The organism is Enterobacter sp. V89_11, assembly GCF_029967775.1.
GTDB lineage: Bacteria > Pseudomonadota > Gammaproteobacteria > Enterobacterales > Enterobacteriaceae > Enterobacter > Enterobacter ludwigii.
In genome coordinates this window covers 185,052-209,764 of sequence record NZ_JASCAN010000003.1, presented here as the reverse complement: position 1 = coordinate 209,764, position 24,713 = coordinate 185,052, and the positions used below count along the sequence as shown (strand labels likewise).

The 24,713-nt window shown below is 55.6% G+C and carries 17 protein-coding genes; 13 read left to right on the top strand and 4 right to left on the bottom strand.

Annotated elements, in window-relative coordinates; genetic code table 11:
* Positions 1-191: 191 nt before the first annotated feature.
* Genes murB through QLG09_RS03880 form a run of 3 tightly spaced genes read left to right on the top strand, consistent with a single transcriptional unit; the run spans position 192 to position 3,181 of the window.
* Positions 192-1,220, top strand: coding sequence for a UDP-N-acetylmuramate dehydrogenase (murB, locus tag QLG09_RS03890; RefSeq protein WP_044868115.1), 1,029 nt, complete (start codon positions 192-194; stop codon positions 1,218-1,220).
* Positions 1,217-2,179, top strand: coding sequence for a bifunctional biotin--[acetyl-CoA-carboxylase] ligase/biotin operon repressor BirA (birA, locus tag QLG09_RS03885; RefSeq protein ID WP_049021687.1), 963 nt, complete (start codon positions 1,217-1,219; stop codon positions 2,177-2,179). The genes murB and birA overlap by 4 nt, the downstream gene beginning before the upstream one ends.
* A gap of 6 nt (positions 2,180-2,185) precedes the next feature.
* Positions 2,186-3,181: a glycosyl hydrolase family 8 gene (locus tag QLG09_RS03880; protein WP_049021697.1), complete on the top strand. Its 996-nt coding sequence runs from the start codon at positions 2,186-2,188 to the stop codon at positions 3,179-3,181.
* A 45-nt stretch (positions 3,182-3,226) separates the two neighbouring features.
* Here QLG09_RS03880 and bcsG read toward each other — a convergent pair whose 3' ends face one another.
* Genes bcsG through bcsE form a run of 3 tightly spaced genes read right to left on the bottom strand, consistent with a single transcriptional unit; the run spans position 3,227 to position 6,652 of the window.
* Positions 3,227-4,906 carry a cellulose biosynthesis protein BcsG gene (gene bcsG / locus QLG09_RS03875; protein ID WP_020884479.1) on the bottom strand — a complete coding sequence of 560 codons (1,680 nt, stop codon included), beginning with the start codon at positions 4,904-4,906 and terminating at the stop codon, positions 3,227-3,229.
* Positions 4,899-5,096 (bottom strand): cellulose biosynthesis protein BcsF, encoded by a 198-nt coding sequence (bcsF, locus tag QLG09_RS03870; RefSeq protein WP_025202797.1) that lies wholly within the window; start codon positions 5,094-5,096, stop codon positions 4,899-4,901. The genes bcsG and bcsF overlap by 8 nt, the downstream gene beginning before the upstream one ends.
* The gene (gene bcsE / locus QLG09_RS03865; protein ID WP_282488741.1) at positions 5,090-6,652 is read right to left on the bottom strand and encodes a cellulose biosynthesis c-di-GMP-binding protein BcsE; all 1,563 of its coding nucleotides are present in this window, start codon (positions 6,650-6,652) and stop codon (positions 5,090-5,092) included. The genes bcsF and bcsE overlap by 7 nt, the downstream gene beginning before the upstream one ends.
* Positions 6,653-6,825: 173 nt before the next feature.
* On the opposite strand from bcsE, the gene bcsR reads away from it, so the two are divergent.
* The 9 genes from bcsR (at position 6,826) to QLG09_RS03820 (ending at position 22,690) form a co-directional block, all read left to right on the top strand.
* A complete protein-coding gene (gene bcsR, locus QLG09_RS03860; RefSeq protein WP_020884481.1) occupies positions 6,826-7,014 on the top strand; it encodes a cellulose biosynthesis protein BcsR in 189 nt (62 codons plus the stop codon).
* An 11-nt stretch (positions 7,015-7,025) separates the two neighbouring features.
* A complete protein-coding gene (gene bcsQ / locus QLG09_RS03855; RefSeq protein ID WP_049021713.1) occupies positions 7,026-7,778 on the top strand; it encodes a cellulose biosynthesis protein BcsQ in 753 nt (250 codons plus the stop codon).
* Complete coding sequence (bcsA, locus tag QLG09_RS03850) at positions 7,775-10,390, top strand: UDP-forming cellulose synthase catalytic subunit (protein ID WP_025202799.1); 2,616 nt, start codon at positions 7,775-7,777, stop codon at positions 10,388-10,390. Before bcsQ ends, bcsA begins: the two co-directional genes overlap by 4 nt.
* A gap of 10 nt (positions 10,391-10,400) precedes the next feature.
* On the top strand, positions 10,401-12,821 hold the full coding sequence (gene bcsB, locus QLG09_RS03845; RefSeq protein WP_032670490.1) for a cellulose biosynthesis cyclic di-GMP-binding regulatory protein BcsB: 2,421 nt from the start codon (positions 10,401-10,403) through the stop codon (positions 12,819-12,821).
* Between the two features lie 6 nt (positions 12,822-12,827).
* On the top strand, positions 12,828-13,934 hold the full coding sequence (gene bcsZ, locus QLG09_RS03840; RefSeq protein WP_282488742.1) for a cellulose synthase complex periplasmic endoglucanase BcsZ: 1,107 nt from the start codon (positions 12,828-12,830) through the stop codon (positions 13,932-13,934).
* A complete protein-coding gene (gene bcsC, locus QLG09_RS03835; protein ID WP_282488740.1) occupies positions 13,916-17,398 on the top strand; it encodes a cellulose synthase complex outer membrane protein BcsC in 3,483 nt (1,160 codons plus the stop codon). Before bcsZ ends, bcsC begins: the two co-directional genes overlap by 19 nt.
* Positions 17,399-17,517: 119 nt before the next feature.
* Positions 17,518-19,524, top strand: coding sequence for a biofilm formation regulator HmsP (gene hmsP / locus QLG09_RS03830; RefSeq protein ID WP_282488739.1), 2,007 nt, complete (start codon positions 17,518-17,520; stop codon positions 19,522-19,524).
* A 159-nt stretch (positions 19,525-19,683) separates the two neighbouring features.
* A complete protein-coding gene (locus QLG09_RS03825; protein ID WP_014172087.1) occupies positions 19,684-20,970 on the top strand; it encodes a dicarboxylate/amino acid:cation symporter in 1,287 nt (428 codons plus the stop codon).
* A 226-nt stretch (positions 20,971-21,196) separates the two neighbouring features.
* Complete coding sequence (locus QLG09_RS03820; protein WP_025202804.1) at positions 21,197-22,690, top strand: pitrilysin family protein; 1,494 nt, start codon at positions 21,197-21,199, stop codon at positions 22,688-22,690.
* Between the two features lie 43 nt (positions 22,691-22,733).
* On the opposite strand, the gene QLG09_RS03815 is transcribed toward QLG09_RS03820, so the two are convergent.
* Positions 22,734-23,663 (bottom strand): sugar kinase, encoded by a 930-nt coding sequence (locus tag QLG09_RS03815; RefSeq protein ID WP_063925797.1) that lies wholly within the window; start codon positions 23,661-23,663, stop codon positions 22,734-22,736.
* A gap of 228 nt (positions 23,664-23,891) precedes the next feature.
* Here QLG09_RS03815 and pdeH point away from each other — a divergent pair, with 228 nt between their 5' ends.
* A complete protein-coding gene (pdeH, locus tag QLG09_RS03810) occupies positions 23,892-24,665 on the top strand; it encodes a cyclic-guanylate-specific phosphodiesterase (protein ID WP_020884490.1) in 774 nt (257 codons plus the stop codon).
* Positions 24,666-24,713: the final 48 nt, after the last annotated feature.

Genomic DNA, 24,713 nt, shown 5'->3' with positions numbered 1-24,713 from the left:
CCGTAGCGCCGATGGTAGTGTGGGGTCTCCCCATGTGAGAGTAGGGAACTGCCAGGCATCAAATAAGTGAAGAGGCCATCCGAAAGGATGGCCTTTTTGCGTTTTTATCCCTTCCTCGTTGCTCTAAACTAATCACCTATCCCCCCGTATATACGGTAAACTATCCCGGTTTTTGTCTCAGGATAGCGTCTATGAATCACTCCCTTAAGCCCTGGAATACCTTTGGCATTCAACGTAATGCTAATAAAATTGTACGTGCCGATACTGCACAGCAGCTGCTGGATGCCTGGCAAAGCGCAACAGAACAAGACGAACCTGTACTGATTCTGGGCGAAGGAAGTAATGTCCTGTTTCTCGATGATTTTGCGGGAACGGTGATCGTTAACCGCATCATGGGAATTGATGTGGAAGAGCGCGCCGATAGCTGGCATCTGCACGTTGGCGCCGGTGAAAACTGGCATCATCTGGTGCAATACACCCTGGACAAAGGGATGCCAGGACTGGAAAACCTTGCCCTTATCCCTGGCTGCGCCGGATCATCCCCCATTCAAAATATCGGTGCCTATGGCATCGAACTGAAACACGTTTGTGAATACGTCGATTGTATTGAGCTGGCGACCGGCGCGGCTCAGCGTTTAACCGCTGAACAGTGCCGTTTTGGCTACCGTGACAGTATTTTCAAGCATGAATATCAGGATCGCTACGTGATTGTCGCCGTAGGCCTGCGTCTGTCAAAAAACTGGCAGCCGGTGCTGACCTACGGTGATTTAACGCGTCTCGATCCCGAAACGGCGACTGCCCGTGATGTTTTTGACTCGGTGTGCCATATGCGCACGACCAAACTTCCTGATCCTAAAGTGAATGGAAATGCGGGAAGTTTCTTCAAAAACCCGGTTATCAGCAGCGAAAACGCACAAGCGTTTCTTGCAGGTTGGCCTGCCGCGCCCCATTACCCACAGGCGGATGGTAGCGTGAAGCTGGCCGCGGGCTGGCTTATCGATCAATGCCAGTTAAAAGGCGCCTCCGTGGGCGGTGCGGCCGTTCATCGCCAGCAGGCTCTGGTGCTGATTAATCAAAACGATGCGACCAGCGAGGATGTTGTCCAGTTGGCCCATCACGTCCGTCAGCAAGTGGGCGAAAAATTTAACGTCTGGCTGGAGCCAGAGGTCCGCTTCATTGGCCGTACGGGTGAAGTGAATGCCGTGGAGGTTATCGCGTGAAGGACAATACTATCCCTTTAACCCTGATAAGCATTCTTGCCGACGGTGAATTCCATTCCGGCGAGCAGCTGGGTGAACACTTTGGCATGAGCCGTGCCGCCATTAACAAGCATATCCAGACCCTCCGCGACTGGGGTGTCGATGTCTTTACGGTACCCGGAAAAGGCTACAGCCTGCCGGAGCCGATTCAGCTGCTGAATGAAGAGCTGATCCGCAGCCAGGTAGAGCAGGGCAATGTTGCGGTCTTGCCGGTGATCGATTCGACCAACCAGTACCTTATGGATCGACTCAGCGAATTATCTTCCGGGGATGCCTGTGTAGCCGAGTACCAGCAGGCCGGGCGTGGCCGTCGAGGCCGCAAGTGGTTTTCGCCATTTGGTGCCAACCTCTATCTCTCCATGTACTGGCGTCTGGAGCAGGGGCCCGCTGCTGCTGTTGGCCTGAGTCTGGTCATCGGGATTGTGATGGCGGAAGTGCTGCACGATCTGGGCGCTGATAAGGTGCGGGTGAAATGGCCAAACGATCTTTATCTGAACGATCGTAAACTTGCCGGTATTCTCGTTGAATTAACGGGTAAAACAGGCGACGCGGCGCAAATTGTCATTGGTGCAGGCCTCAATATGGTGATGCGCAATGTACAAAATGACGTGGTGAATCAGGCGTGGACCAACCTGCAGGAAGCGGGGATCACCATCGATCGCAACACCCTTGCCGTGCGTATGATTAAAGAATTACGCAGTTCGCTTTCGCTCTTTGAACAAGAGGGGCTGGCATCCTTCCTGTCCCGTTGGGAAAAGCTGGATAACTTTATTAACCGTCCGGTGAAATTGCTGATTGGTGATAAAGAGATCTACGGTATTTCCCGCGGCATCGACGCACAGGGCGCGTTGCTCTTGGAGCAGGATGGCGTGATCAAACCCTGGGTGGGCGGTGAGATTTCACTGCGCAGCGCGGAATAACCCATTATGCGAAAACCCGCATGCGCCGCTCTGGCCGTCATGATGAGTTTACTGTTCTCCCCACTCTCTCAGGCGGGCCAGGCCTGGGAGAGTTACAAAGCACGCTTCTTTACGCCTGAAGGGCGGATTGTCGATACCGGCAACGGCAATGTTTCGCATACTGAAGGCCAGGGCTTCGCCATGCTGATGGCGGTGGCTAACGACGATAAAGCCACGTTTGATAAGCTGTGGAAATGGACTGACGGTACGCTAAAGAACAAAGAAAATGGTCTATTTTACTGGCGTTATAACCCTGCCGAGTCCAACCCGATTGCCGACAAAAATAACGCCGCCGATGGCGATGTCCTTATTGCCTGGGCGCTGTTGAAAGCGGATACGCGCTGGCATGACAAACAGTACAGCGCCGCATCGGATGCGATAACGAAAGCACTCATTAGCCACACCGTGACCCGTTATGCGGGTTACCGCGTGATGCTGCCCGGCGTCCAGGGGTTTACCCTCGACGGTGAGACCGTGCTTAACCCCTCTTATTTCGTCTTCCCGGCCTGGCAGGCCTTTGCCAGCCGCAGCCATTCGCCGGTCTGGGGCAAGTTGATTCAGGATGGCCATCGCTTGCTGGCAAAAATGGGATCGGGTAAAGCCAGACTTCCCACGGACTGGGTCTCACTGGGCTCTACGGGCACGCTGTCCCCGGCCAAAGCCTGGCCGCCACGGATGAGCTACGACGCGATCCGCATTCCACTTTACCTGGCCTGGTCTGATAAGAAGAGCCCGCTGTTAACGCCGTGGCGAGCCTGGTTCGGTCAGTTCCCCCGTGAACAAACTCCCGCATGGGTAAACGTGACGACCAATGAATATGCGCCTTACATGATGGAAGGGGGGCTGCTGGCGGTACGTGATTTAACGATGGGACAGCCATCCGGAGAACCCGAGATCACTGCAAAGGATGATTACTACTCCGCAAGCCTGAAAATGCTTGTATGGCTTGCTGAGCAGCCATAACGGAACGGGTGAGCCCTCTCCCCTGGGGGGAGAGGGAAATGCGGTTTACTGCGGATAAGGTACCCAGTCTCCACCGTTCAGTCGAACGTACGGTTTGTTCTGATACTGAATCACGACCGCGTTCGCGTTCTCAGAGACTTCGGCAGTTTGCGGCAGGTTACTGGTGAGCTGATCCCAGTTCACGCTGTCTTCCACAAACAGTTTGCCGTCAACCGCGCGGGCAACCAGTTCTGAAATGGCCAGATAGCTGGTTGGCTGAGCGATCTCAATCGGTGCGCCCTGATGAGGTGCCTTCATACCAAAGAATTTAATGCCTGCCGGTACGTTGGTAATAGACGGGCTAGGGATATCACGCAGACCTGACACCTGCATTCTGTCGCCTTTCAGCGCGGCGCCGTGTTCAGGTACCACAACCACCATCACTTTACGGCCCGATTTATCCAGCTCCGTAAAGAACGCGTCCAGTTCATCGAAGAATTTCTGCGCACGAACTTTATAATCGGCCGTTTTGCTCACGCCAGGGAAGTGGTTACCATCGTGAAGCGGCAGCGTGTTGTAGAACGTTGCACTGCGCGGATTACTGTCTTTTTCGATGGTCTTCAGCCAGCGTTGCAGCACGGCGGTATCGTCATAAACAGGTGAACCGTCAAAGCCCAGCAGAGTGACCGGCAGTCCGGTTTGATCCATCAGCTGTGCCTGCATACCACCCTGTTCGCGCACCTCTTTCAGGAAGTTACCGAACTGGCCGTTATGTCCCAGCATCAGATGCTGCGTGAAGCCCAGTTTTGAGAGGTTATCGAACAGATAACACTGGTTGCCGGCGGGTTGATACAGGTTCTTATGCGATGTCTGACCGCAGCTTGCACGAAGCAGGCGAATTGCCGCCGGGCCGCTGTACGAGGTGGCAGAGTTAAAGTCTTTAAACTGGATATCGAAATGGGACCACAGCGGGTGAGACATCAAACCCGCGGCATCGACGTCAGCCCAGGAGAGTGAACAGATGTTGATCACCAGCAGCTCAAACGGCTGAGCATCCGCCGGCAGGGCTTCCGGGAATTTGGTCTGACGTTTATCTTCCGCGGTATAGAAGCTGGAGAGCCAGGCGTTCAGGTTAGTGGACGTCGGCGGTGCGGTCTGCGTCGGGATATCGCCGACCACAGGCGTATCACCTGCCGTCGTGACGGTTGCCGCTGCACTTCCCCCGGTAGTGGTCACCGTTGTCGTGGGTTGACCCGCGGGCCACAGGGAGAAGTCTGGACCTGCAAGCGTCAGCACGTTCAGCCAGATCATAATGGCGACGACAAATACCGTGACACGGATCCATTGTGACAGGAACAGCCAGGCCACCAGCAGCACAAAGACGGCACCTATCATTTGCCAGTTAATAAAGCGCTCGGTCAGGTCAAGGACATAGCTGGCGCTAAACCCTGCCACCTGCGAACCCTGACTCATAATGCTGTCCGGTCCCGGCAGCCAGGTGTCATGCCAGAACAGAGCAAAGCCGACAGGGATAGCAATCCAGTGACGCAAGCGATGCAGCCTGATATTGGGCAAAGGCATCAGCAGGAAAGCCATAAACACCAGGTTGAGCAGGGGATGGAAATTCAGATAGCCTGCCCACAGCAGACCAAACTTCACCAGAAAGTAGAAGTTCCAGCCGGAAAGGCCGCGCCAGTATTGCCAGAGCGGCGATGGTGACGAAGCGGTATAGGTAGAATTAGTCATGTTTTCGGTCTGCCTTGACGTGTGATGCCCGTGTCAGTGTTCCGGCTGGTTTTACATAGCGAGGTTTTACAAACAGCACTCTGGCCGTATCGCGGATACGGCGTATGGAATGGCGTGCATAGTAGCCAAGCGGGAAAAAGATCAGCGCACAGAATACGACCAGTTGAATGATATCGCTGATATTCATGATGGTGCGTTCTCCCCATTCTCAGTTAACAGGCGAAGGGGTTCCGGTATTCGCCGCCAGACGTGTCCGTCATGTCGGGCGTTGAGAATCGGTTTGGCATCGCTCTTCACGGCGAGCGGTTTCGCCCATTGTTCAGGCTCGAGGGCGCGCATCTGCACCAGCTCTGCACTGATAGAATTATCTTCGAACCAGATCATACGGTTCGAGAAAATATCCCCGGTTGGCAGGGGGAAGATATGGTTAAGGGCGGTATCAAGATCGTTTATCCGGCAGAAAGACAAGAACAGCACCAGGCGGTTGTCGCCGATGGTCATGATGTCTCCTGTGCGGTTCGGGCGGCACAAGGTGAGCGCCTGTTCAACGCGGATACCCGGTACCGGGCGCAGGGCAACCATCACCCCTTTCCCGTCTGCAGGAAGCAGCGTGTTGCTCATCATGTTGCCGACGGCGTCGCAGAAAGTATCCCATTTCTGGTATCCGCGCAGCTTCATCGGCTGCGTCATTGAGAGCAGGGTGGAGATATCTTCCGGTACGTGACGGTTGAACTGCTGACCCTGAACGCTTTCGAGAAGCGTCAGGCAGCGTGATAACGGCGCATTCCACGGAATCACCATATTGGCACCGCAGCCCAGAAGCAGGCGCTCATCCGTGGCGCGAAGGCTGGTGTTATTTTCGCGCACCACTATTTTTAAGGCGCTTCCGCGCTGGCGACGTAAGGTGTGGATCTGTCGCGCCAGCGTTTCAATCTGGTTATTTTGCATGAGCGAAAAAACAATGGTTGCCGCCTGGGTTGTGCGAGCTTCATTAAAAAGCGCTTCGTTAGAATCAAACAACGACCAATTTTCCGAGAGCGCAGGTGCCCCCTCTAAAACGGCAATATGGCTCAGGATTCGTTTTTCATCGCTGCGCGGTTGCACCACGGTTTCTTCCTGCTGCGCCAGGTGCCATTCGCCCTCAATATGTTTAAGGGTGAGCTGTTGTCTGGCGCTTACGCCTTTTTCATTACACCAGAACGCAATATCGTAGAGATAGCTGTCTGCCTGGTTCCGAAGACTCGCCAGACCAAACAGGGAACGATATTCGCCCATTAAAAGGGAAAACAGTTTGTCGTTATTACTGCCAGGATTGACTATCAATAGCGTGCAATTTTGAAATTTTGCCCATTTATTGATTTTTTCCAGCCAGGGCAGTAGTTTTTCAGCAGGGATATTTTGCAGGGCGTTATTTGAGCATTTCAGAATCACCAGATAGTGATCCGGATCAATAGAGCACTGAATGTCGCGGGACAAAAAGTATAGACTATCGGCCTCCGCAGGCATGGAAAATAATCGCACCGTCTGCGGACCGCGATCGTTTTCAAGGGTGATAATTTTCTTTGGCTCTTCGCCCATGCTCACGACGGCCACGCGGGAATCCTTGCCCTGAGCGGCAATTGTCTTGTTTACCAGACTGATAGCATCTTCATTACGATCCGTATTAATCCACCAGACTCCTCCGACTGGCATGTGGCTCAATTCGTCCCATAATGACTGGATGCCAATAGAAAATATGGAGTCCACGGTGTCCCTCTTTTCGTTTAATTTCTCTGTATCTCAGTTTACTAGCGAAAGCGTAGAAATAAACCTAACATTGAAATTAAAGAACATCAGATTTAGCATGTAAATGAAATTTGATAGGGCAGGAAGCCTCGCTACTTCTGATTGTGCGATTTTACTCAAAGGGATGGAATAGAATGGATAATAACGAACCCGGCACCCCAGTCGACTCAACCCTGGGTTACACATTCCAGAACGACTTTCTGGCGCTGACGCAGGCGTTTTCATTACCTGAAATAGATTACACCGACATTTCCCAGCGGGAACAGTTGGCCGCGGCTATTAAACGTTGGCCGCTATTAGCTGAATTTGCCCAACAACAATAAGGGAGCCATTGATGGCCATACTAGGATTACAGGGCGTCCGTGGTGGAGTAGGTACAACATCCGTTACCGCGGCGCTGGCGTGGTCATTACAGCTTTTAGGTGAATCGGTATTGGTGATTGACGCCTGTGCCGATAATTTGCTGCGCATGTCGTTTAATGTCGACTTTACGCGTACAGAGGGTTGGGCTCGCGCGCTGCTTGATGATAAAGACTGGCGCGATGCGGGTATGCGTTATACCTCGCAGCTTGATGTACTGCCCTTTGGCCAATTGACCACTACCGAGCGTGAAAATGAAGCTGCCTATCAGCGTCTGTTTTCCCAGTTCACCGTCGCGCTGCAGGAGCTGAAAGAAAAAGGCCATTATAAGTGGATCCTTCTGGATCTGCCGCACGGCGCCGGCACGCTGACCCGACAGTTTATGGCGCAGTGCGATCGCGTGCTGTCGATTGTGAACGTCGACGCGAATTGCCATATCCGTCTGCATCAGCAAGGGTTGCCTGAAAATGGTCATATCCTGATTAACGATTTACGCATTGGCAGCCAGATCCAGGACGATCTGTATCAGGTTTGGCTGCAAAGCCAGCGCCGTCTGCTGCCGATTGTTATCCATCGTGATGAGGGCATGGCGGAATGCCTTGCCTCCAAACAGCCACTCGGTGAATACCGCAGCGATTCCCTGGCGGCAGAAGAGATCCTGACGCTGGCGAACTGGTGTCTGCTGCACTTTGCCAAAGGGGCAGAGCCTGCAGGGAGTTCTGTATGAGCCGTCTCGCCAGCTGGTTACTCATCCCGCCGGTCAGTTCGCGTCTGAGCGAACATTACCGGCATTTTCGCCGGCACGGAGCTTCGGCATTCAGCGCCGCGCTCGGCTGCTTCTGGATGATTCTGGCCTGGACGTTCATTCCCCTCGAACACCCGCGCTGGCAGCGCATTCGTGCGCAGCACAGTGAGTTATATCCGCATATTCATCCCGACCGCCCGCGACCGTTGGATCCGGCGCGTTATATCATTCAGGCTGTCTGGCTGGTGGCCACGTCGTCCCGCTCAGAAAACAAAGCGCCGCGCTGGCGCAGCTTCTCCCGCGTGCAACATTTACGTGAGCGCTATCACCAGTGGCTGGACAGTTTGCCTGACCGCGTGGGTGATAAGACCAGCCATCTGGATAACCATAAAGAGCTCGGGCATCTGCACCCGGGCTTGCGGCGTTTTATACTCGGCGTAATCGTCGTTTTCTCGCTCATTCTGGCCCTGGTCTGTATTACGCAACCCTTTAACCCCCTGGCGCAGTTCACCTTCCTGATCCTGCTGTGGGGCGTGGCATTGCTGGTGCGCCGTATCCCGGGACGCTTCTCCGCCCTGATGCTGATAGTGCTGTCACTGACCGTCTCCTGTCGCTACATCTGGTGGCGTTACACCTCAACGCTCAACTGGGATGACCCGGTCAGCCTGGTGTGCGGTCTGGTTCTGCTGTTTGCGGAAACGTACGCCTGGGTTGTACTGGTGCTGGGGTATTTCCAGGTCATCTGGCCGCTCAACCGTCAGCCGGTTCCGCTGCCAAAAGACACGTCACAATGGCCGTCTGTCGATCTCTTCGTGCCGACCTACAACGAAGACCTGAGCGTGGTAAAAAACACGATTTACGCCGCGCTGGGTATCGACTGGCCGAAAGATAAACTCAAAATCTGGGTCCTGGATGACGGCGGCCGCCCGGCGTTCCGCCAGTTCGCGGAAGAGGTGGGTGTCGAGTACATCGCCCGTACCACGCATGAACACGCCAAGGCCGGGAACATCAACAACGCCCTCAAGTATGCCAAAGGTGAGTTTGTCTCAATCTTTGACTGCGACCACGTGCCGACGCGCTCGTTCCTGCAGATGACGATGGGCTGGTTCCTGAAGGAGAAAGAGCTGGCGATGATGCAGACGCCGCACCACTTCTTCTCGCCAGATCCGTTTGAACGTAACCTTGGCCGTTTCCGTAAAACCCCTAACGAAGGCACGCTGTTCTATGGCCTGGTGCAGGACGGGAACGACATGTGGGATGCGACCTTCTTCTGCGGTTCCTGTGCGGTTATCCGTCGTAAACCGCTGGATGAGATCGGTGGCATTGCCGTCGAAACGGTCACCGAAGATGCGCATACCTCGCTGCGCCTGCACCGTCGGGGCTACACCTCCGCGTATATGCGTATTCCGCAGGCCGCGGGTCTGGCAACGGAATCTCTCTCGGCGCACATCGGCCAGCGTATTCGCTGGGCGCGCGGCATGGTGCAGATTTTCCGTCTCGATAACCCCCTGATTGGGAAAGGGCTGAAACTCGCGCAGCGTCTGTGCTACGTCAACGCCATGTTCCACTTCCTGTCCGGTATCCCGCGCCTCATCTTCCTGACCGCGCCGCTGGCGTTCCTGCTTCTTCACGCCTATATCATCTACGCGCCTGCGCTGATGATTGCGCTGTTCGTTCTGCCGCACATGATTCACGCGAGCCTGACGAACTCGAAGATTCAGGGTAAATACCGCCATTCGTTCTGGAGTGAAATCTACGAAACGGTGCTGGCCTGGTACATCGCGCCGCCGACGATGGTGGCGCTGATCAACCCGCACAAAGGTAAATTCAACGTCACCGCGAAGGGCGGTCTGGTGGAAGAGGAGTATGTCGACTGGGTCATCTCCCGGCCGTACATCTTCCTGGTGTTGCTGAATATCGTGGGCGTGATTGCCGGTATCTGGCGCTACTTCTACGGCCCGGAAAACGAGATCCTGACCGTGTTCGTGAGTATGGCATGGGTGTTCTACAACCTGATTATCCTCGGCGGCGCGGTTGCGGTGTCGGTGGAGAGCAAACAGGTCCGCCGTGCGCATCGCGTGGAAATCTGCATGCCTGCGGCAATCGCCCGTGAAGATGGTCACCTCTTCTCCTGTACCGTGCACGACTTCTCAGACGGTGGTCTGGGGATAAAAATCAACGGTCAGGCGAAGGTGCTGGAAGGGCAGAAGGTTAACCTGCTGCTGAAGCGCGGCCAGCAGGAGTACGTCTTCCCGACGCAGGTGGTGCGTGTAGCCGGTAATGAAGTCGGTCTGCAGCTGATGCCGCTGACGAAAAAGCAACATATTGATTTTGTGCAGTGTACGTTTGCCCGCGCGGACACGTGGGCTCTCTGGCAGGACAGCTTCCCGGAAGATAAACCTCTGGAAAGCCTGCTGGATATTCTGAAGCTGGGGTTCCGTGGCTATCGTCACCTTGCAGAATTTGCCCCGTCGTCGGTGAAATTAATTTTCCGGTCCCTTACTTCGCTGGTTTCCTGGATCGTATCGTTCGTTCCTCGTCGTCCCGAGCGGGATGAGGCGAAGCAGGCGGACCCGGTTATGGCTCAACAATGATGATAACGCGATGAAAACTAAACTTTCCTGGTTATGTGCAGTGGCAATGGGGGTAAGTGCGCTCCCCACAACGATGGCTAACGCAGCACCCGATAACGCAGCGGCAACGCCTGCTCCGACGGTACCTGTGGTCGCCCAGGCGACCGATCCGGTTATCACCGCGGCACCCGGTCAAACGGAAAACGTCATTCCGAACCAGCCTACGGACGGCAACACCCTGCCGGCAGACAGCAATGTCGTCGGTCAGGTGATGCCGGGCGTACAGGGAGCAAACGCGCCTATTGTCGCGGAAGATGCCCCGTCACGGGACGTGAAGCTGAGCTTTGCGCAGATTGCGCCGCCGCCGGGCAGCATGGTGCTGCGCGGTATTAACCCTAACGGCGGCATTGAGTTCGGTATGCGCAGCGATGAGGTTGTCTCTCACGCCATGCTGAACCTTGAATACACGCCATCACCGTCGCTGTTGCCGGTACAGTCTCAGCTGAAGGTTTACCTGAATGATGAGCTGATGGACGTCCTGCCCGTCACGAAAGAGCAACTGGGTAAGAAAACACAGGCCCAGGTGCCAATTAACCCCCTTTTCATCACCGACTTTAACCGCATACGTCTTGAGTTTGTCGGTCACTACCGTGACGTCTGTGAGAACCCTGCCAGCAATACCCTGTGGGTAGACGTAGGACGCAACTCTTCGCTGCAGATGACCTACCAGTCGCTGGCGCTGAAAAACGACCTCTCGTCGTTCCCGGTTCCGTTCTTTGATCCGCGTGATAATCGTCAGTTAGTGCTGCCAATGGTGTTTGCGGCGTCTCCGGACGTCACCGAGCAGCTGGCGGCCACCATTGTGGCATCGTGGTTTGGTTCACGTTCCGGCTGGCGCGGGCAGAACTTCCCGGTGATGTACGACAAAATGCCGGACAGAAACGCGATCGTGTTTGCGACCAACGCGAAACGTCCTGCCTTCCTGCGCGATCACCCGGACGTAAAAGCGCCGACCATTGAGATGATGAGCCACCCGGATAACCCGTACGTGAAGCTGCTGGTGGTCTTCGGGCGTGATGATAAAGACCTGGTGCAGGCGGCCAAGGGCATTGCCCAGGGTAACGTTCTGTTCCGTGGAAACAGCGTGGTGGTGGATGAGGTTAAACCGCTGCTGCCGCGTAAACCTTATGATGCACCAAACTGGGTGCGTACTGACCGTGCCGTCACGTTTGGCGAATTGAAAACGTATGAAGAACAGCTGCAGGCGACGGGGCTTGAGCCAGCCCCGATTAGTCTGTCACTGAATCTGCCGCCAGACCTGTACCTGCTGCGCACCAACGGTATTGATATCAATCTGAGCTACCGTTACACCGCGCCGGCAACCAAAGACAGTTCACGCATGGATATCAGCCTGAACAACCAGTTCCTGCAATCTTTCAGTCTGACAAGCACGCAGGATACTAACCGACTGATGCTCCGTCTGCCGGTGTTGCAGGGGCTGCTGGACGGGAAAACGGACGTCTCTATTCCGGCGCTGAAGCTTGGGGCGATCAACCAGCTGCGCTTTGATTTCCAGTACATGAACCCGATGCCTGGCGGCTCGGTGGATAACTGCATCACCTTCCAGCAAGTACAGAACCACGTTGTGATTGGGGATGAGTCAACCATCGACTTCTCGAAGTATTATCACTTCCTTGCCATGCCGGACCTGCGTGCATTTGCTAATGCCAGCTTCCCGTTCAGCCGTATGGCCGACCTCTCTGAATCCATTGTCGTCATGCCAAAAGCGCCAAATGAGGGCCAGGTGACGACCCTGCTGGACACCATGGCGTCCGTGGGTGCGCAGACCGGATTACCGGCAATTAACGTCACGTTGACTGACGATGGTAGCCAGATCCAGAACAAAGACGCGGACATCATGGTGATCGGTAACATCCCGGATAAGCTGAAGGATGACAAGCGTATCGATCTGCTGGTCAAAGCAGCGCAGTCCTGGGTTAACACGCCACTGCGTCAGACCGAGTTCCCGAGCATTATGCCGGATATCAACGATCGTCAGGCCAGCGTGCAGACAACCGTTACGTCTCAGGGACCAATGGCCGCGGTGGTTGGCTTCCAGTCACCTTACAACGAGCAGCGTAGCGTAGTGGCGCTCCTGGCGGACAGCCCGCGTGGGTATGCGTTACTCAACAGCGCGATGAACGACAGCGGCAAACGTGCCGCGATGTATGGTTCGGTGGCGGTGATCCGCGAGTCTGGGGTCAATAGCCTGCGCGTGGGCGATGTGTACTATGTGGGCCATCTGCCGTGGTTCGAGCGTCTGTGGTATGCGCTGGCTAACCATCCGGTTCTGCTGGCTATCCTGGCCGCCGTCAGCGTGGTGTTGCTGGCGTGGGTGCTGTGGCGTCTGCTGCGTATCATCAGCCGTCGTCGCCTTAACCCGGATGAGTAACAGGTGATGAAAGCGTTTCGCTGGTGTGTGTTAGCAGCGTTGATGCTGGCGGCGATCCCTCTTCGCGCCGCCTGCACCTGGCCTGCCTGGGAGCAGTTTAAAAAGGATTACATCAGTGAGAGCGGGCGTGTCATTGATCCCAGCGACACGCGCAAAATCACCACGTCGGAAGGGCAAAGCTATGCGTTGTTCTTTGCCCTGGCCGCGAACGATCGCAAAGCCTTTGATCAATTGCTGACGTGGACGCGCGACAACCTGGCCGGGGGCAATCTGAACGATAATTTGCCCGCCTGGCTATGGGGTCAGAAAGACCACGACAACTGGGCGATAATCGATACCAACTCCGCCTCGGATGCCGATGTCTGGATTGCCTGGTCACTGCTTGAGGCGGGTCGGCTGTGGAAACATCCGGACTATACCCGCACGGGTAAGGCGCTCCTTAAACGCATTGCCCATGAGGAAGTGGTGAAAGTACCGGGACTCGGCTCCATGCTGCTGCCCGGGAAGGTCGGTTTTGCCGAGGAGAAAGCCTGGCGCTTTAACCTCAGCTATCTTCCCCCGCAGATAGCGAGCTATTTCACGCGCTTTGGTGCCCCGTGGACGACCCTTCGTGAAACCAATCTGCGCTTGTTGCTGGAAACGGCGCCAAAGGGGTTTTCGCCGGACTGGGTGCAGTATCAGAAAAACAGAGGCTGGCATTTGCAGCAGGATAAATCGCTGGTGGGCGGCTACGACGCCATCCGCGTCTACCTCTGGGTCGGAATGATGAGTGACAAAGACGCCCAGAAAGCCCGGTTGCTTACGCGCTTCCGGCCGATGGCGACAATGACAACGAAACACGGTGTACCGCCGGAAAAAGTGGATGTGGCGAGCGGGAAGCCTGCGGGCAGGGGGCCGGTCGGCTTTTCCGCTGCGATGCTGCCTTTTTTACAGCAGCGTGATGCGCAGGCGGTACAGCGCCAGCGCGTTGCAGATAATTTTCCCGATAATAATGCCTATTACAGCTACGTACTGACTCTCTTCGGGCAAGGATGGGATCAGCATCGTTTTCGCTTCACCGCTCAAGGTGAATTAATACCGGACTGGGGCCAGGAATGCGCAACTTCACAGTAAATCTTCTCAGTTTATCGCTTAGCCTGGCACTGATGCCGTTGGCTCAGGCCGCTAACTCCCCGCAGCAGCAACAGCTGCTGCAACAGGTGCGGCTGGGTGAATCGACGCAGCGTGAGGATTTGGTTCGTCAGTCGCTCTACCGCCTTGAGCTGATTGACCCGAACAACCCCGACGTCATTGCGGCGCGCTTTCGTTACCTGCTTCGTCAGGGTGATAACGCCGGTGCGCAAAAAGAGCTGGATCGTCTGAAAGGGATCGCGCCGGGCTCCAGTGCGTATCAGTCCTCGCGCAATACGATGCTGCTTTCTACGCCTGAAGGCCGTCAGCAGTTACAGCAGGCCCGGTTACTGGCTACAACGGGTCATACTCAGGAGGCCATTGCGGCCTATGACAAGCTTTTTGACGGTAATCCGCCGGGCGGTGACGTGGCGACGGAATACTGGAATGTTGTGGCGAAAGATCCTGCCCGCCGTAGCGTCGCCATTAACCAGCTGAAGAAAATTAACGCCAGCAGCCCGGGCAATACGCAGCTGCAGGGCACGCTGGCACAGCTGCTGTTCCAGACCGGTCGTCGCGATGAAGGCTTTGCGGTGTTGCAGGAGATGGCCAAATCCAGCAATGGCCGCAGCCAGGCATCTGATATGTGGTATGAGCAGATCAAAGATCAGCCTGTCAGCAACGCCAGCGTCAGCGCGCTGCAAAAATACCTGAGCGTCTTCAGTGACGGCGACAGCGTAGCGGCGGCGCGTACTCAACTTGATACGCAGCAAAAACAGCTAGCCGATCCAACCTTCCGTGCGAAAGCACAAGGGCTGGCGGCGGTGGATGCCGGGCAGGGCGATAAGGCGGTGGCGGATCTGCAAAAAGCGGTCAGCGCAAATCATGCCGACAGCGAAGCCGTGGGCGCGCTTGGACAGGCGTACTCTCAGAAAGGCGATCGCGCCCGTGCGGTGGCGCAGTTTGAAAAGGCGATCGCCCTCGATCCGCAGAGCGATAACCGCGGTAAATGGGACAGTTTGCTGAAAGTTAACCGCTACTGGCTGCTGATCCAGCAGGGTGATACCGCCCTGAAAGCGAACAATACGGCGCAGGCGGAACGTTATTACCAGCAGGCGCGTACACTCGACAATACCGACAGTTATGCGGTGCTGGGGCTGGGAGATGCCGCAGCGGCGCGTAAAGACACGGCTGCGGCGGAACGTTATTACCGTCAGGCGCTGCGTATGGACAGCGGTAACAGCAATGCCGTTCGTGGCCTTGCCAATGTTTATCGTGCGCAGTCCCCGGAAAAGGCCTCGCAGTTTATCCAGTCGCTCTCTGCCAGCCAGCGTCGAAGCATTGATGACATTGAACGTAGCCTGACCAACGAGCAGCTGTCAGCCCAGGCGGAACAGCTGGAAAACCAGGGCCAATACGCTCAGGCGGCGGAAATTCAGCGTCGTCGTCTGGCACTCTCTCCGGGCGACGTCTGGATAACCTACCGTCTGTCGCGCGATCTCTATAGCGCGGGCCAGCGCAGCCAGGCGGATACCCTGATGCGCCAGCTTGCCAGCCAGAAACCGTCCGATCCGGAACAGGTGTATGCCAGTGGGCTGTATCTCTCCGGAAACGATCAGGACCGGGCCGCGCTCACGCATCTGGAGACGCTTCCGCGCAGCCAGTGGAACGCCAATATTAAGGAGCTTGCCGACCGCCTGCAGAGTAACCAGACGCTGGAAACGGCAAACCGACTGCGCGACAGCGGCAAAGAGCAGGAGGCGGAAAACCTCCTTCGCCAGCAACCGTCCTCTACCCGTATCGACTTAACCCTTGCGGACTGGGCGCAGCAGCGTGGCGATCTGGAGGCCGCGAAAACGGCTTACAACACCGTGCTGGAGCGTGAACCGCAGAACGAAGATGCGATCCTCGGTCTGACCGAAGTGTATAGCGCCCAGGGCAACAAAGAGGCAGCCCGTGCCGCGCTGGCAAAACTGCCTGCTGCGCAAAACGGAGAGCCGCTGTCGCTCAATATGCAGCGCCGGATCGCGATGGCGCAGGCAGGCCTTGGGGATTCCGCCGCCGCAGAGCAGACGTTCAGCAAGATTATTCCTCAGGCGAAATCACAGCCTGCATCTATGGAAAACGCGCTGGTATTACGTGATGCCGCCCGTTTCCAGACGCAAAATGGTCAGCCTCAGCAGGCACTGGAAACGTATAAAGATGCGATGGTGTCGTCAGGCGTCACGACGACACGTCCGGCTGACAATGACAGCTTTACCCGCCTGACGCGTAACGACGAAAAAGACGACTGGCTGAAACGCGGCGTGCGTAGCGACGCCGGTGATTTGTACCGTCAGCAGGATGTTAACGTCACGCTGCAGCATGATTACTGGGGCTCCAGCGGCACCGGCGGCTATTCCGATCTTAAAGCGCATACCACCATGTTACAGGCGGATGCACCACTGGCGGATGGCCGTATGTTCCTGCGTAGCGATTTGGTCAATATGGATGCCGGGTCCTTTTCCACCGATAACGGTACCTACGATCCGAAATGGGGCACTTGTGCCGAAACGCCGTGTAGTGGCAACACGCATCAGTCAGCAAATGGCGCGAGTATTGCCGTGGGCTGGCAGAACAAAACCTGGGCGTGGGATATTGGTACCACGCCGATGGGCTTTGACGTTGTTGACGTGGTCGGTGGTGTAAGCTACAGCAGCGACCTGGGGCCAATCGGTTATACCGTTAACGCCCATCGTCGCCCGATCTCCAGCTCTCTGCTCGCCTTTGCCGGGCAAAAAGATACCAACACCGGCACCACCTGGGGCGGCGTGCGCGCAACCGGCGGTGGCGCGAGCATCAGTTATGACAAAGGTGAGGCGCACGGCGTCTGGTCGAGCCTGAATGCGGAAACGCTGACGGGTAAAAATGTGGAAGATAACTGGCGCGTCCGCTGGATGACCGGTTACTACTACAAGCTCATCAATAAAAACAATGAGCGTCTGACCGTCGGCGTGAGCAACATGCTCTGGCACTACGATAAAGATCTGAGCGGTTATACCCTGGGTCAGGGCGGTTATTACAGCCCGCAGGAGTATGTCTCCTTCGCGTTGCCTGTCACCTGGCGTAAACGTACCGAGAACTGGTCCTGGGAGCTGGGCGGATCGGTGTCATGGTCTCATTCTAAAACTAACGACGTGATGCGCTACCCCATTCAGGGACTGATTCCGACCGATGAGCCCGGTCGCTACACCGACAGAGGCGAAATGGAAACCGGCAGCAGCTCCTCAGGCACGGGTTATACCGCACGGGCCATTATCGAGCGCCGGGTCACGTCCAACTGGTTTGTGGGCCTCGGTGTGGATATTCAGGAAGCAAAAGATTATACCCCAAGCCACGCACTGCTTTATGTACGCTACTCTGCTGCAGGCTGGCAGGGCGATATGGACTTACCGCCGCAGCCGCTGATCCCTTACGCGGACTGGTAATCGGATTTAACTTAATCCATTTGTAAGTCTCTCTTAAAAGTACAGCAATCGGGTATACTCAGGCGCACCAGGTTTACACCCTGGTGCGCCCTGCGCTTCGAGTTTTGTGGAGAGTCATTTTGCGTGTCAGCCGTTCCTTAACTATCAAACAGATGGCGATGGTTTCTGCCGTCACAATGCTGTTTGTACTCCTTTTTTGCGTAATTTTGCTGTTTCATTCCGTACAGCAGAATCGCTATAACACGGCTTCGCAATTAGAAAGTATTGCCCGCTCGGTGCGTGGCCCGCTCTCTGCCTCTATTTTGAAAGGGGATATTCCCGAAGCGGAAACCATTTTAAAACGCATTCAGCCTGCCGGTGTCGTGAGCCGCGCAGACGTGGTGTTACCCAATCAGTTTCAGGCGCTGCGGATGAGTTTTATCCCCGAGCGACCGGTCCCCATGATGGTGATGCGACTGTTTGAACTGCCGGTGCAGATTTCGCTACCGGTCTATTCGCTTGAGCGTCCCGCGAATCCACAGCCGTTGGCCTACCTTGTTCTGCAGGCGGACTCGTACCGCATGTACAAATTCGTCATGAGCTGGGTTGTCACGTTAGTGACCACTTGCTTACTTATGACACTTATTCTGAGCGTGGCGCTGACCTGGTGTATTAACCGTCTGATTGTGCATCCGCTACGCCGGATTGCCCGGGAGTTGAACACGCTTTCACCGCAGGACCAGGTGGGGCATCAGCTTCCGCTGCCGCGTCTTCATCATGACGACGAGATTGGCATGCTGGTACGTAGCTATAACCTCAACCAGCAGCGGATGCAGCGCCAGCAGGATGAGCTGAACAGCAGCGCCACGCGCTTCCCGGTGTCGGAGCTGCCCAATAAAGCCTTCCTGATGGCGATGCTGGAACAGACTGTTGCCCGCCAGCAAACCACCGCGCTGATGGTGATCGCCTGTGAAACCCTGCAGGACACCGCCGGCGTGCTCAAAGAGAACCAGCGTGAAATGCTCCTCCTGACGCTGGTGGAGAAAGTGAAGTCCGTGCTGGCCCCGCGCATGGTGCTGACCCAGGTCAGCGGGTATGACCTGGTGGTGATTGCCAACGGCGTGAAAGAGCCGTGGCATGCGATCACATTAGGTCAGCAAGTACTCACTGTCATTAATGAGCGACTGCCCATTCAGGGCATCCAGCTTCGTCCAAGCGCCAGTATCGGTATTGCGATGTACTACGGTGACTTAACAGCGGAACAGCTTTACCGTCGTGCTTTCTCGGCGGCGTTTACCGCCCGGCGCAAAGGGAAAAATCAGATCCAGTTCTTCGACCCGGAACAGATGGAAAGGGCGCAGCAGCGCCTGACGGAAGAGAGCGACATTTTGACCGCGCTGGATAACCGTCAGTTTGCCCTCTGGCTCCAGCCGCAGGTGAATTTGCTGACGGGCGAGGTGATCAGCGCGGAAGCGCTGCTGCGCGTGCAGCAGCCGGATGGTTCATGGGAATTGCCGGAAGGGCTCATTGAGCGCATCGAATCGTGTGGCCTGATGGTCACTGTCGGTTACTGGGTGCTGGAGGAGTCGTGCCGACAGCTTGCTGCCTGGCAGGAACGAGGCGTGACGCTCCCGCTGTCGGTCAACTTGTCCGCCCTGCAACTGATGCATCCGACCATGGTGTCTGAGATGCTGGAGCTGATCCATCGTTACCGGATCAAGCCTGATACGCTGACGCTGGAAGTCACGGAAAGCCGGCGTATTGACGATCCTAATGAGGCGGTCGCGATTCTGAAACCGCTGCGTAATGCCGGTATACGCATCGCGCTGGACGATTTCGGTATGGGTTATGCCGGGCTGCGTCAGCTCCAGCATATGAAAACCCTGCCGGTGGATGTGCTGAAAATCGACAAAGCCTTTGTTGAAGGGTTGCCGGAAGACAGCAGCATGGTCCAGGCCATTATCCAGCTGGCCCGCAGTCTGAAACTGCAGCTGATTGCCGAAGGGATTGAGACAGACGCGCAGTGCACCTGGCTGGCTGAAGCGGGCGTGGAGGGCGGACAGGGCTTCCTGTTTGCACCGGCTGTTCCGTCGGATGTCTTTGAACAACGCTACCTTTCCGGTGGGGACAATAGCGCAAACGTGTAATTTTGTTGCTGGCTTGTGCGAGCCAGCTCAAAGTTCTTAACATTTGTGTTTCAAATTTGAACTGGGTTTATTTCTGTCCTGTTATACGGGTGTTATTTTAGAGCCGCAGGTTAACCATAACCTTACAAAGCCTGTGGTTTTTCTTCCCAAGGACACCCTATGAAAACCTCACTCTTCAAAAGTCTCTATTTTCAGGTCCTGACAGCCATCGCAATCGGTATTTTGCTTGGTCACTATTACCCTGAACTTGGCGCACAAATGAAACCGCTTGGCGACGCATTCGTTAAGCTCATCAAAATGGTCATCGCCCCGGTGATCTTCTGTACCGTCGTGACGGGCATCGCTGGCATGGAAAGCATGAAGGCGGTAGGCCGTACCGGTGCAGTGGCGCTTCTCTATTTCGAAGTGGTCAGTACCCTTGCGCTGATTATTGGTCTTATCATCGTGAACGTGGTGCAGCCCGGCGCGGGGATGAACGTTGACCCATCAACGCTGGATGCCAAAGCGGTCGCGGTGTACGCCGATCAGGCGAAAGACCAGGGGGTAGTGGCCTTCCTGCTGGACGTTATCCCAGGCAGCGTCATCGGTGCATTTGCCAGCGGCAACATTCTGCAGGTGCTGCTGTTTGCCGTCATGTTTGGCTTTGCCCTGCACCGTCTGGGCAACAAAGGCCAGCTGATCTTTAACGTCATCGAAAGCTTCTCGCAGGTCATCTTCGGCATCATCAATATGATCATGCGCCTGGCGCCTATTGGGGCCTTCGGTGCGATGGCATTCACCATCGGTAAGTACGGCGTGGGTACCCTGGTGCAGCTGGGCCAGCTCATCATCTGCTTCTATATCACCTGTATTCTGTTCGTGGTGGTGGTGCTGGGCTCAATCGCCCGCGCGGCAGGGTTCAGCATTTTCAAATTTATCCGTTATATCCGCGAAGAGCTGCTGATTGTTCTGGGGACCTCTTCATCAGAATCGGCCCTGCCGCGCATGCTCGATAAGATGGAAAAGCTGGGCTGCCGTAAATCGGTGGTGGGGCTGGTCATTCCGACGGGCTACTCCTTCAACCTTGATGGCACCTCGATATACCTGACAATGGCGGCCGTGTTTATCGCTCAGGCGACCAACAGCCATATGGACATTTTCCATCAGGTTACCCTGCTGGTGGTGCTCCTGCTCTCGTCTAAAGGGGCCGCAGGTGTTACTGGCAGTGGCTTTATCGTGCTGGCGGCCACCATTTCCGCGGTCGGACACCTGCCGGTGGCGGGTCTGGCGCTGATTCTCGGTATTGACCGCTTTATGTCTGAAGCCCGTGCCTTAACCAACCTCGTAGGTAACGGTGTGGCAACGGTAGTCGTGGCAAAATGGGTGAAAGAGCTGGATCACAAAAAGCTCGACGATACGTTAAATAATCGCCAGTCAGACAGCAAAACTCCTGGTTTATCCTCTTAATATTGTCACAAATGCCCGCATTCCCTTGTCGGGATGCGGGCTCCTGCGCATAATAACTGTTCGTACCTGTCATAATTCGACAAGATTTTTTTTGGGTATATTTCACTTCTGACCGTGACGTTTTGTAGAACACGCGGTCTAATCGACGTGTTTTCATCGTCATCTTTAAGAGTGAAACGCGTCGCGAGACACTCTCTTTAACCAGGAATGTTGATCAGGGGTTCACATGCAGGGCACAAAAATTCGACTCTTAACCGGCGGTTTGCTGATGATGGCAGCAGCCAGTTATGTGCAGGCAGATGCGCTCCAGCCAGACCCGGCCTGGCAACAAGGGACACTAGCGAACGGTTTTCAGTGGCAGGTTTTAGCCACCCCACAACGTCCAAGTGATCGTGTTGAAATCCGTCTGTCTGTTAATACCGGCTCCCTCACGGAAAGCACTCAGCAAACCGGTTTTAGCCATTTTATTCCCCGACTGGCGCTCACGCAGAGCGGCAGTTTGCAAGCAGTTCAGGTGCGTTCGCTCTGGCAACAGGCCATTGATCCGAAACGCCCGCTTCCGCCGGCAGTGGTCTCGTATGACTACACCATGTTCAACCTGAGCCTGCCAAATAACCGTAACGACCTGCTCAAAGAAGCCCTTACGTATCTCGCCGATGCGTCGGGCAATCTGGCGATTACGCCGGAAACCGTTAACTATGCGCTGAGCAACAGTGACATGGTTGCCACCTGGCCTGTGGACACCAAAGAGGGCTGGTGGCGTTACCGCCTGAAGGGTTCAACGCTGCTTGGGCATGACCCGGCCGAGCCGCTGAAACAGCCGGTGGACGCTGAGCAGGTAAAATCGTTCTACCAGAAATGGTACACCCCGGACGCGATGACGCTTATCGTGGTGGGGAATGTGGACAGCCGTGCGGTGGTGGAGCAGATCAACAAAGCGTTTGGCGAACTGAAAGGCAAACGCGAAACACCGGCCCCTGTCCCAACGCTCTCTCCGCTGCGCGCAGAGCCTGTCAGCATTATGACGGATACCGTTCGTCAGGACCGCCTCTCCGTCATGTGGGATAACGCCTGGCAGCCAATCCGTGAGTCAGCGGCGCTGCTGCGCTACTGGCGTGCCGATCTGGCGCGTGAAGCGCTGTTCTGGCACGTTCAGCAGACGCTCAGCAAGAATAACGTGAAGAATATCGGTCTCGGCTTTGACTGCCGCGTGTTGTTCCAGCGTGCACAGTGTGCCATTAACGTTGAATCGCCGGGCGATAAGCTGAATGCGAATCTGGGCGTGGTGGCAAAAGAGCTGGCAAAAGTGCGCAAAGAGGGTCTGTCGGAAGAAGAGTTCAATGCGCTGGTCGCGCAGAAAAAACTTGAGCTGCAGAAGCTGTTTGCAACGTATGCCCGCGCCGATACCGACATTCTGATCAGCCAGCGTATTCGCTCACTGCAGAATCAGGTGGTGGATATCGCGCCGGAGCAGTACCAGAAGCTTCGTCAGGACTTCCTGGAGGGGTTGACCGTCGATATGTTGAATCAGGACTTACGTCAGCAGCTGTCGCAGGAAATGGCGTTGATTCTTCTGCAGCCGAAAGGCGAGCCGGAATATGACATGAAGGAACTTCAGTCGACCTGGAATACCATTATGGCCTCCACGCCGCAGCCATCGCAGGCTGCTACGGCAGATGATTTGCATCAGGACGCAACGGATATCCCGCAGGGGCAGTAATGCCCCTCATTCAAAACCCTCTCCCTGTCGGAGAGGGTTTTTTTTACTGTGGCATTGCCTCACGCGGAATAATTGCCCCGCGATACTGGATCACGGTGCTCGCCGTCAGGTGTCCACGCTGGGCCGCCGCTTCAGGCGTCCCGCCCGTCAGACGCACCGCCAGATAGCCCGCACTGAATGAATCACCCGCCGCCGTCGTATCAATCACTTTCTCTTTCGGCAACGTCACCGCAGGAACGTCGATGACGGCTTCACCTGCGATGGCGACCAGACATGAATCAGCCCCGCGCTTAATCACCACTTCACTTACGCCGGCGGCCTGCGTACGCGCAATCACCTCATCAACGGGTTTCTCACCCCACAGCGCATCTTCATCATCGAGCGTCAGGAAGGCGATATCGGTGCATTGCAGTATCTGCTGATAAACCTGCTGCGTCTCTTCACGGCTGGCCCACAGGCGCGGACGGTAGTTATTATCGAAAATAACCTTGCCGCCATTGGCGCGGCATTCACGCAGTAACGACAGCAGCTTTTCACGGCTGGCTGAGCTTAAAATAGCCAGGCTAATCCCGCTCAGATAAAGATAATCAAAGGTGGCTAACGCTTCGCAGATGGCAGCCGCAGCGTCGCTCTCCAGCCAGAATTTGGCCGCGGCTTCGTTACGCCAGTAGTAGAAGGTCCGCTCGCCGGTATCGTCGGTTTCAATGTAGTAAAGCCCCGGCAGGCGGTTTTCCATACGCTGTATCAGCGAGGTGTCCACCTGCTCACTCTGCCAGGCTTCCAGCATTTGCTGGCTGAAACTGTCCGTCCCCAGGGCGGTGACGTAGTTCACGGTAAGGGCCTCAGGGGCAACCTGACGGGCAATATAAACGGAGGTGTTTAACGTATCGCCACCAAAACCGCGGCTGACTTCCGCGCCTTTTTGTGACAGCTCAATCATGCATTCGCCAATCACGGCAATTTTCTTGGTCATAGTCGTGAACCTGAACAGAGTAATTTTCGGTAGTGTGCGCTGAGTGAATTATGCGGTCAACTATATTAAAACGACGTTCCATTATTTTATTTGAGCCAGCGCGTGTTCCTGTTAATTTCTGCCCGCTTAATTTCATTTTCCGGTTGAATTGAACATAAAGTTCTCAATTGCCGGGCCGATAACCCTTTGACGAGTCCAGAAAGGCCATCCAACAACAGGACATCTGAAATGAAGTCAGAGCAGGTTATCCAGCGGCTGAGCACTACGCCTGAGGCAAGTATTGAGAACTTGCAGGAGCATCGCTACTGGCTGCAATGTGAGCGTGCGTACACCTATCAGCCGATCTACCGAACGGACGGTCGACTGATGGCTATTGAAATTTTGACCGTCGTGACGCACCCGTCAAACCCCTCACAGCGTATCGCACCGGACCGCTATTTTGCCGAAGTTGCCGTGCGCCAGCGCCTGGATGTGCTGGAAGAACAGCTCCGTATGCTGGCAACCAAACAGGCCTTTTTCGAACAGCACGCCATCCTCGCCTCGGTCAACGTCGATGGACCCACCCTGCTGGCGCTGCGCCAGAACGCGAAATTACAGGAGCTGATCGCCTCCTTACCGTGGATGCGCTTTGAGCTGGTGGAGCATGTTCGTCTGCCACAGGACTCATCATTTGCCTCGATGTGCGAATTCGGCCCGCTGTGGCTGGATGACTTTGGCACCGGGATGGCGAACTTCTCTGCCCTCAGCGAAGTGCGTTACGACTACATTAAAGTGGCCCGCGACCTGTTCATTATGCTGCGCCAGACCCCGGAAGGGCGGAATCTGTTTACGCTGTTATTACAGCTGATGAACCGCTACTGCCAGGGCGTGATAGTGGAAGGCGTGGAAACGCTGGAAGAGTGGCGTGATGTGCAAAATTCTCCCGCGGCAGCGGCACAAGGCTATTTCCTCTCTCGTCCGGTCCCAATGGATACCCTCGATTCCGTGATAACGATCCTCTGATCTGCCCGCTTCCCTTTGTCTGAACTATAGTTTTACAGGTAAGGTCAT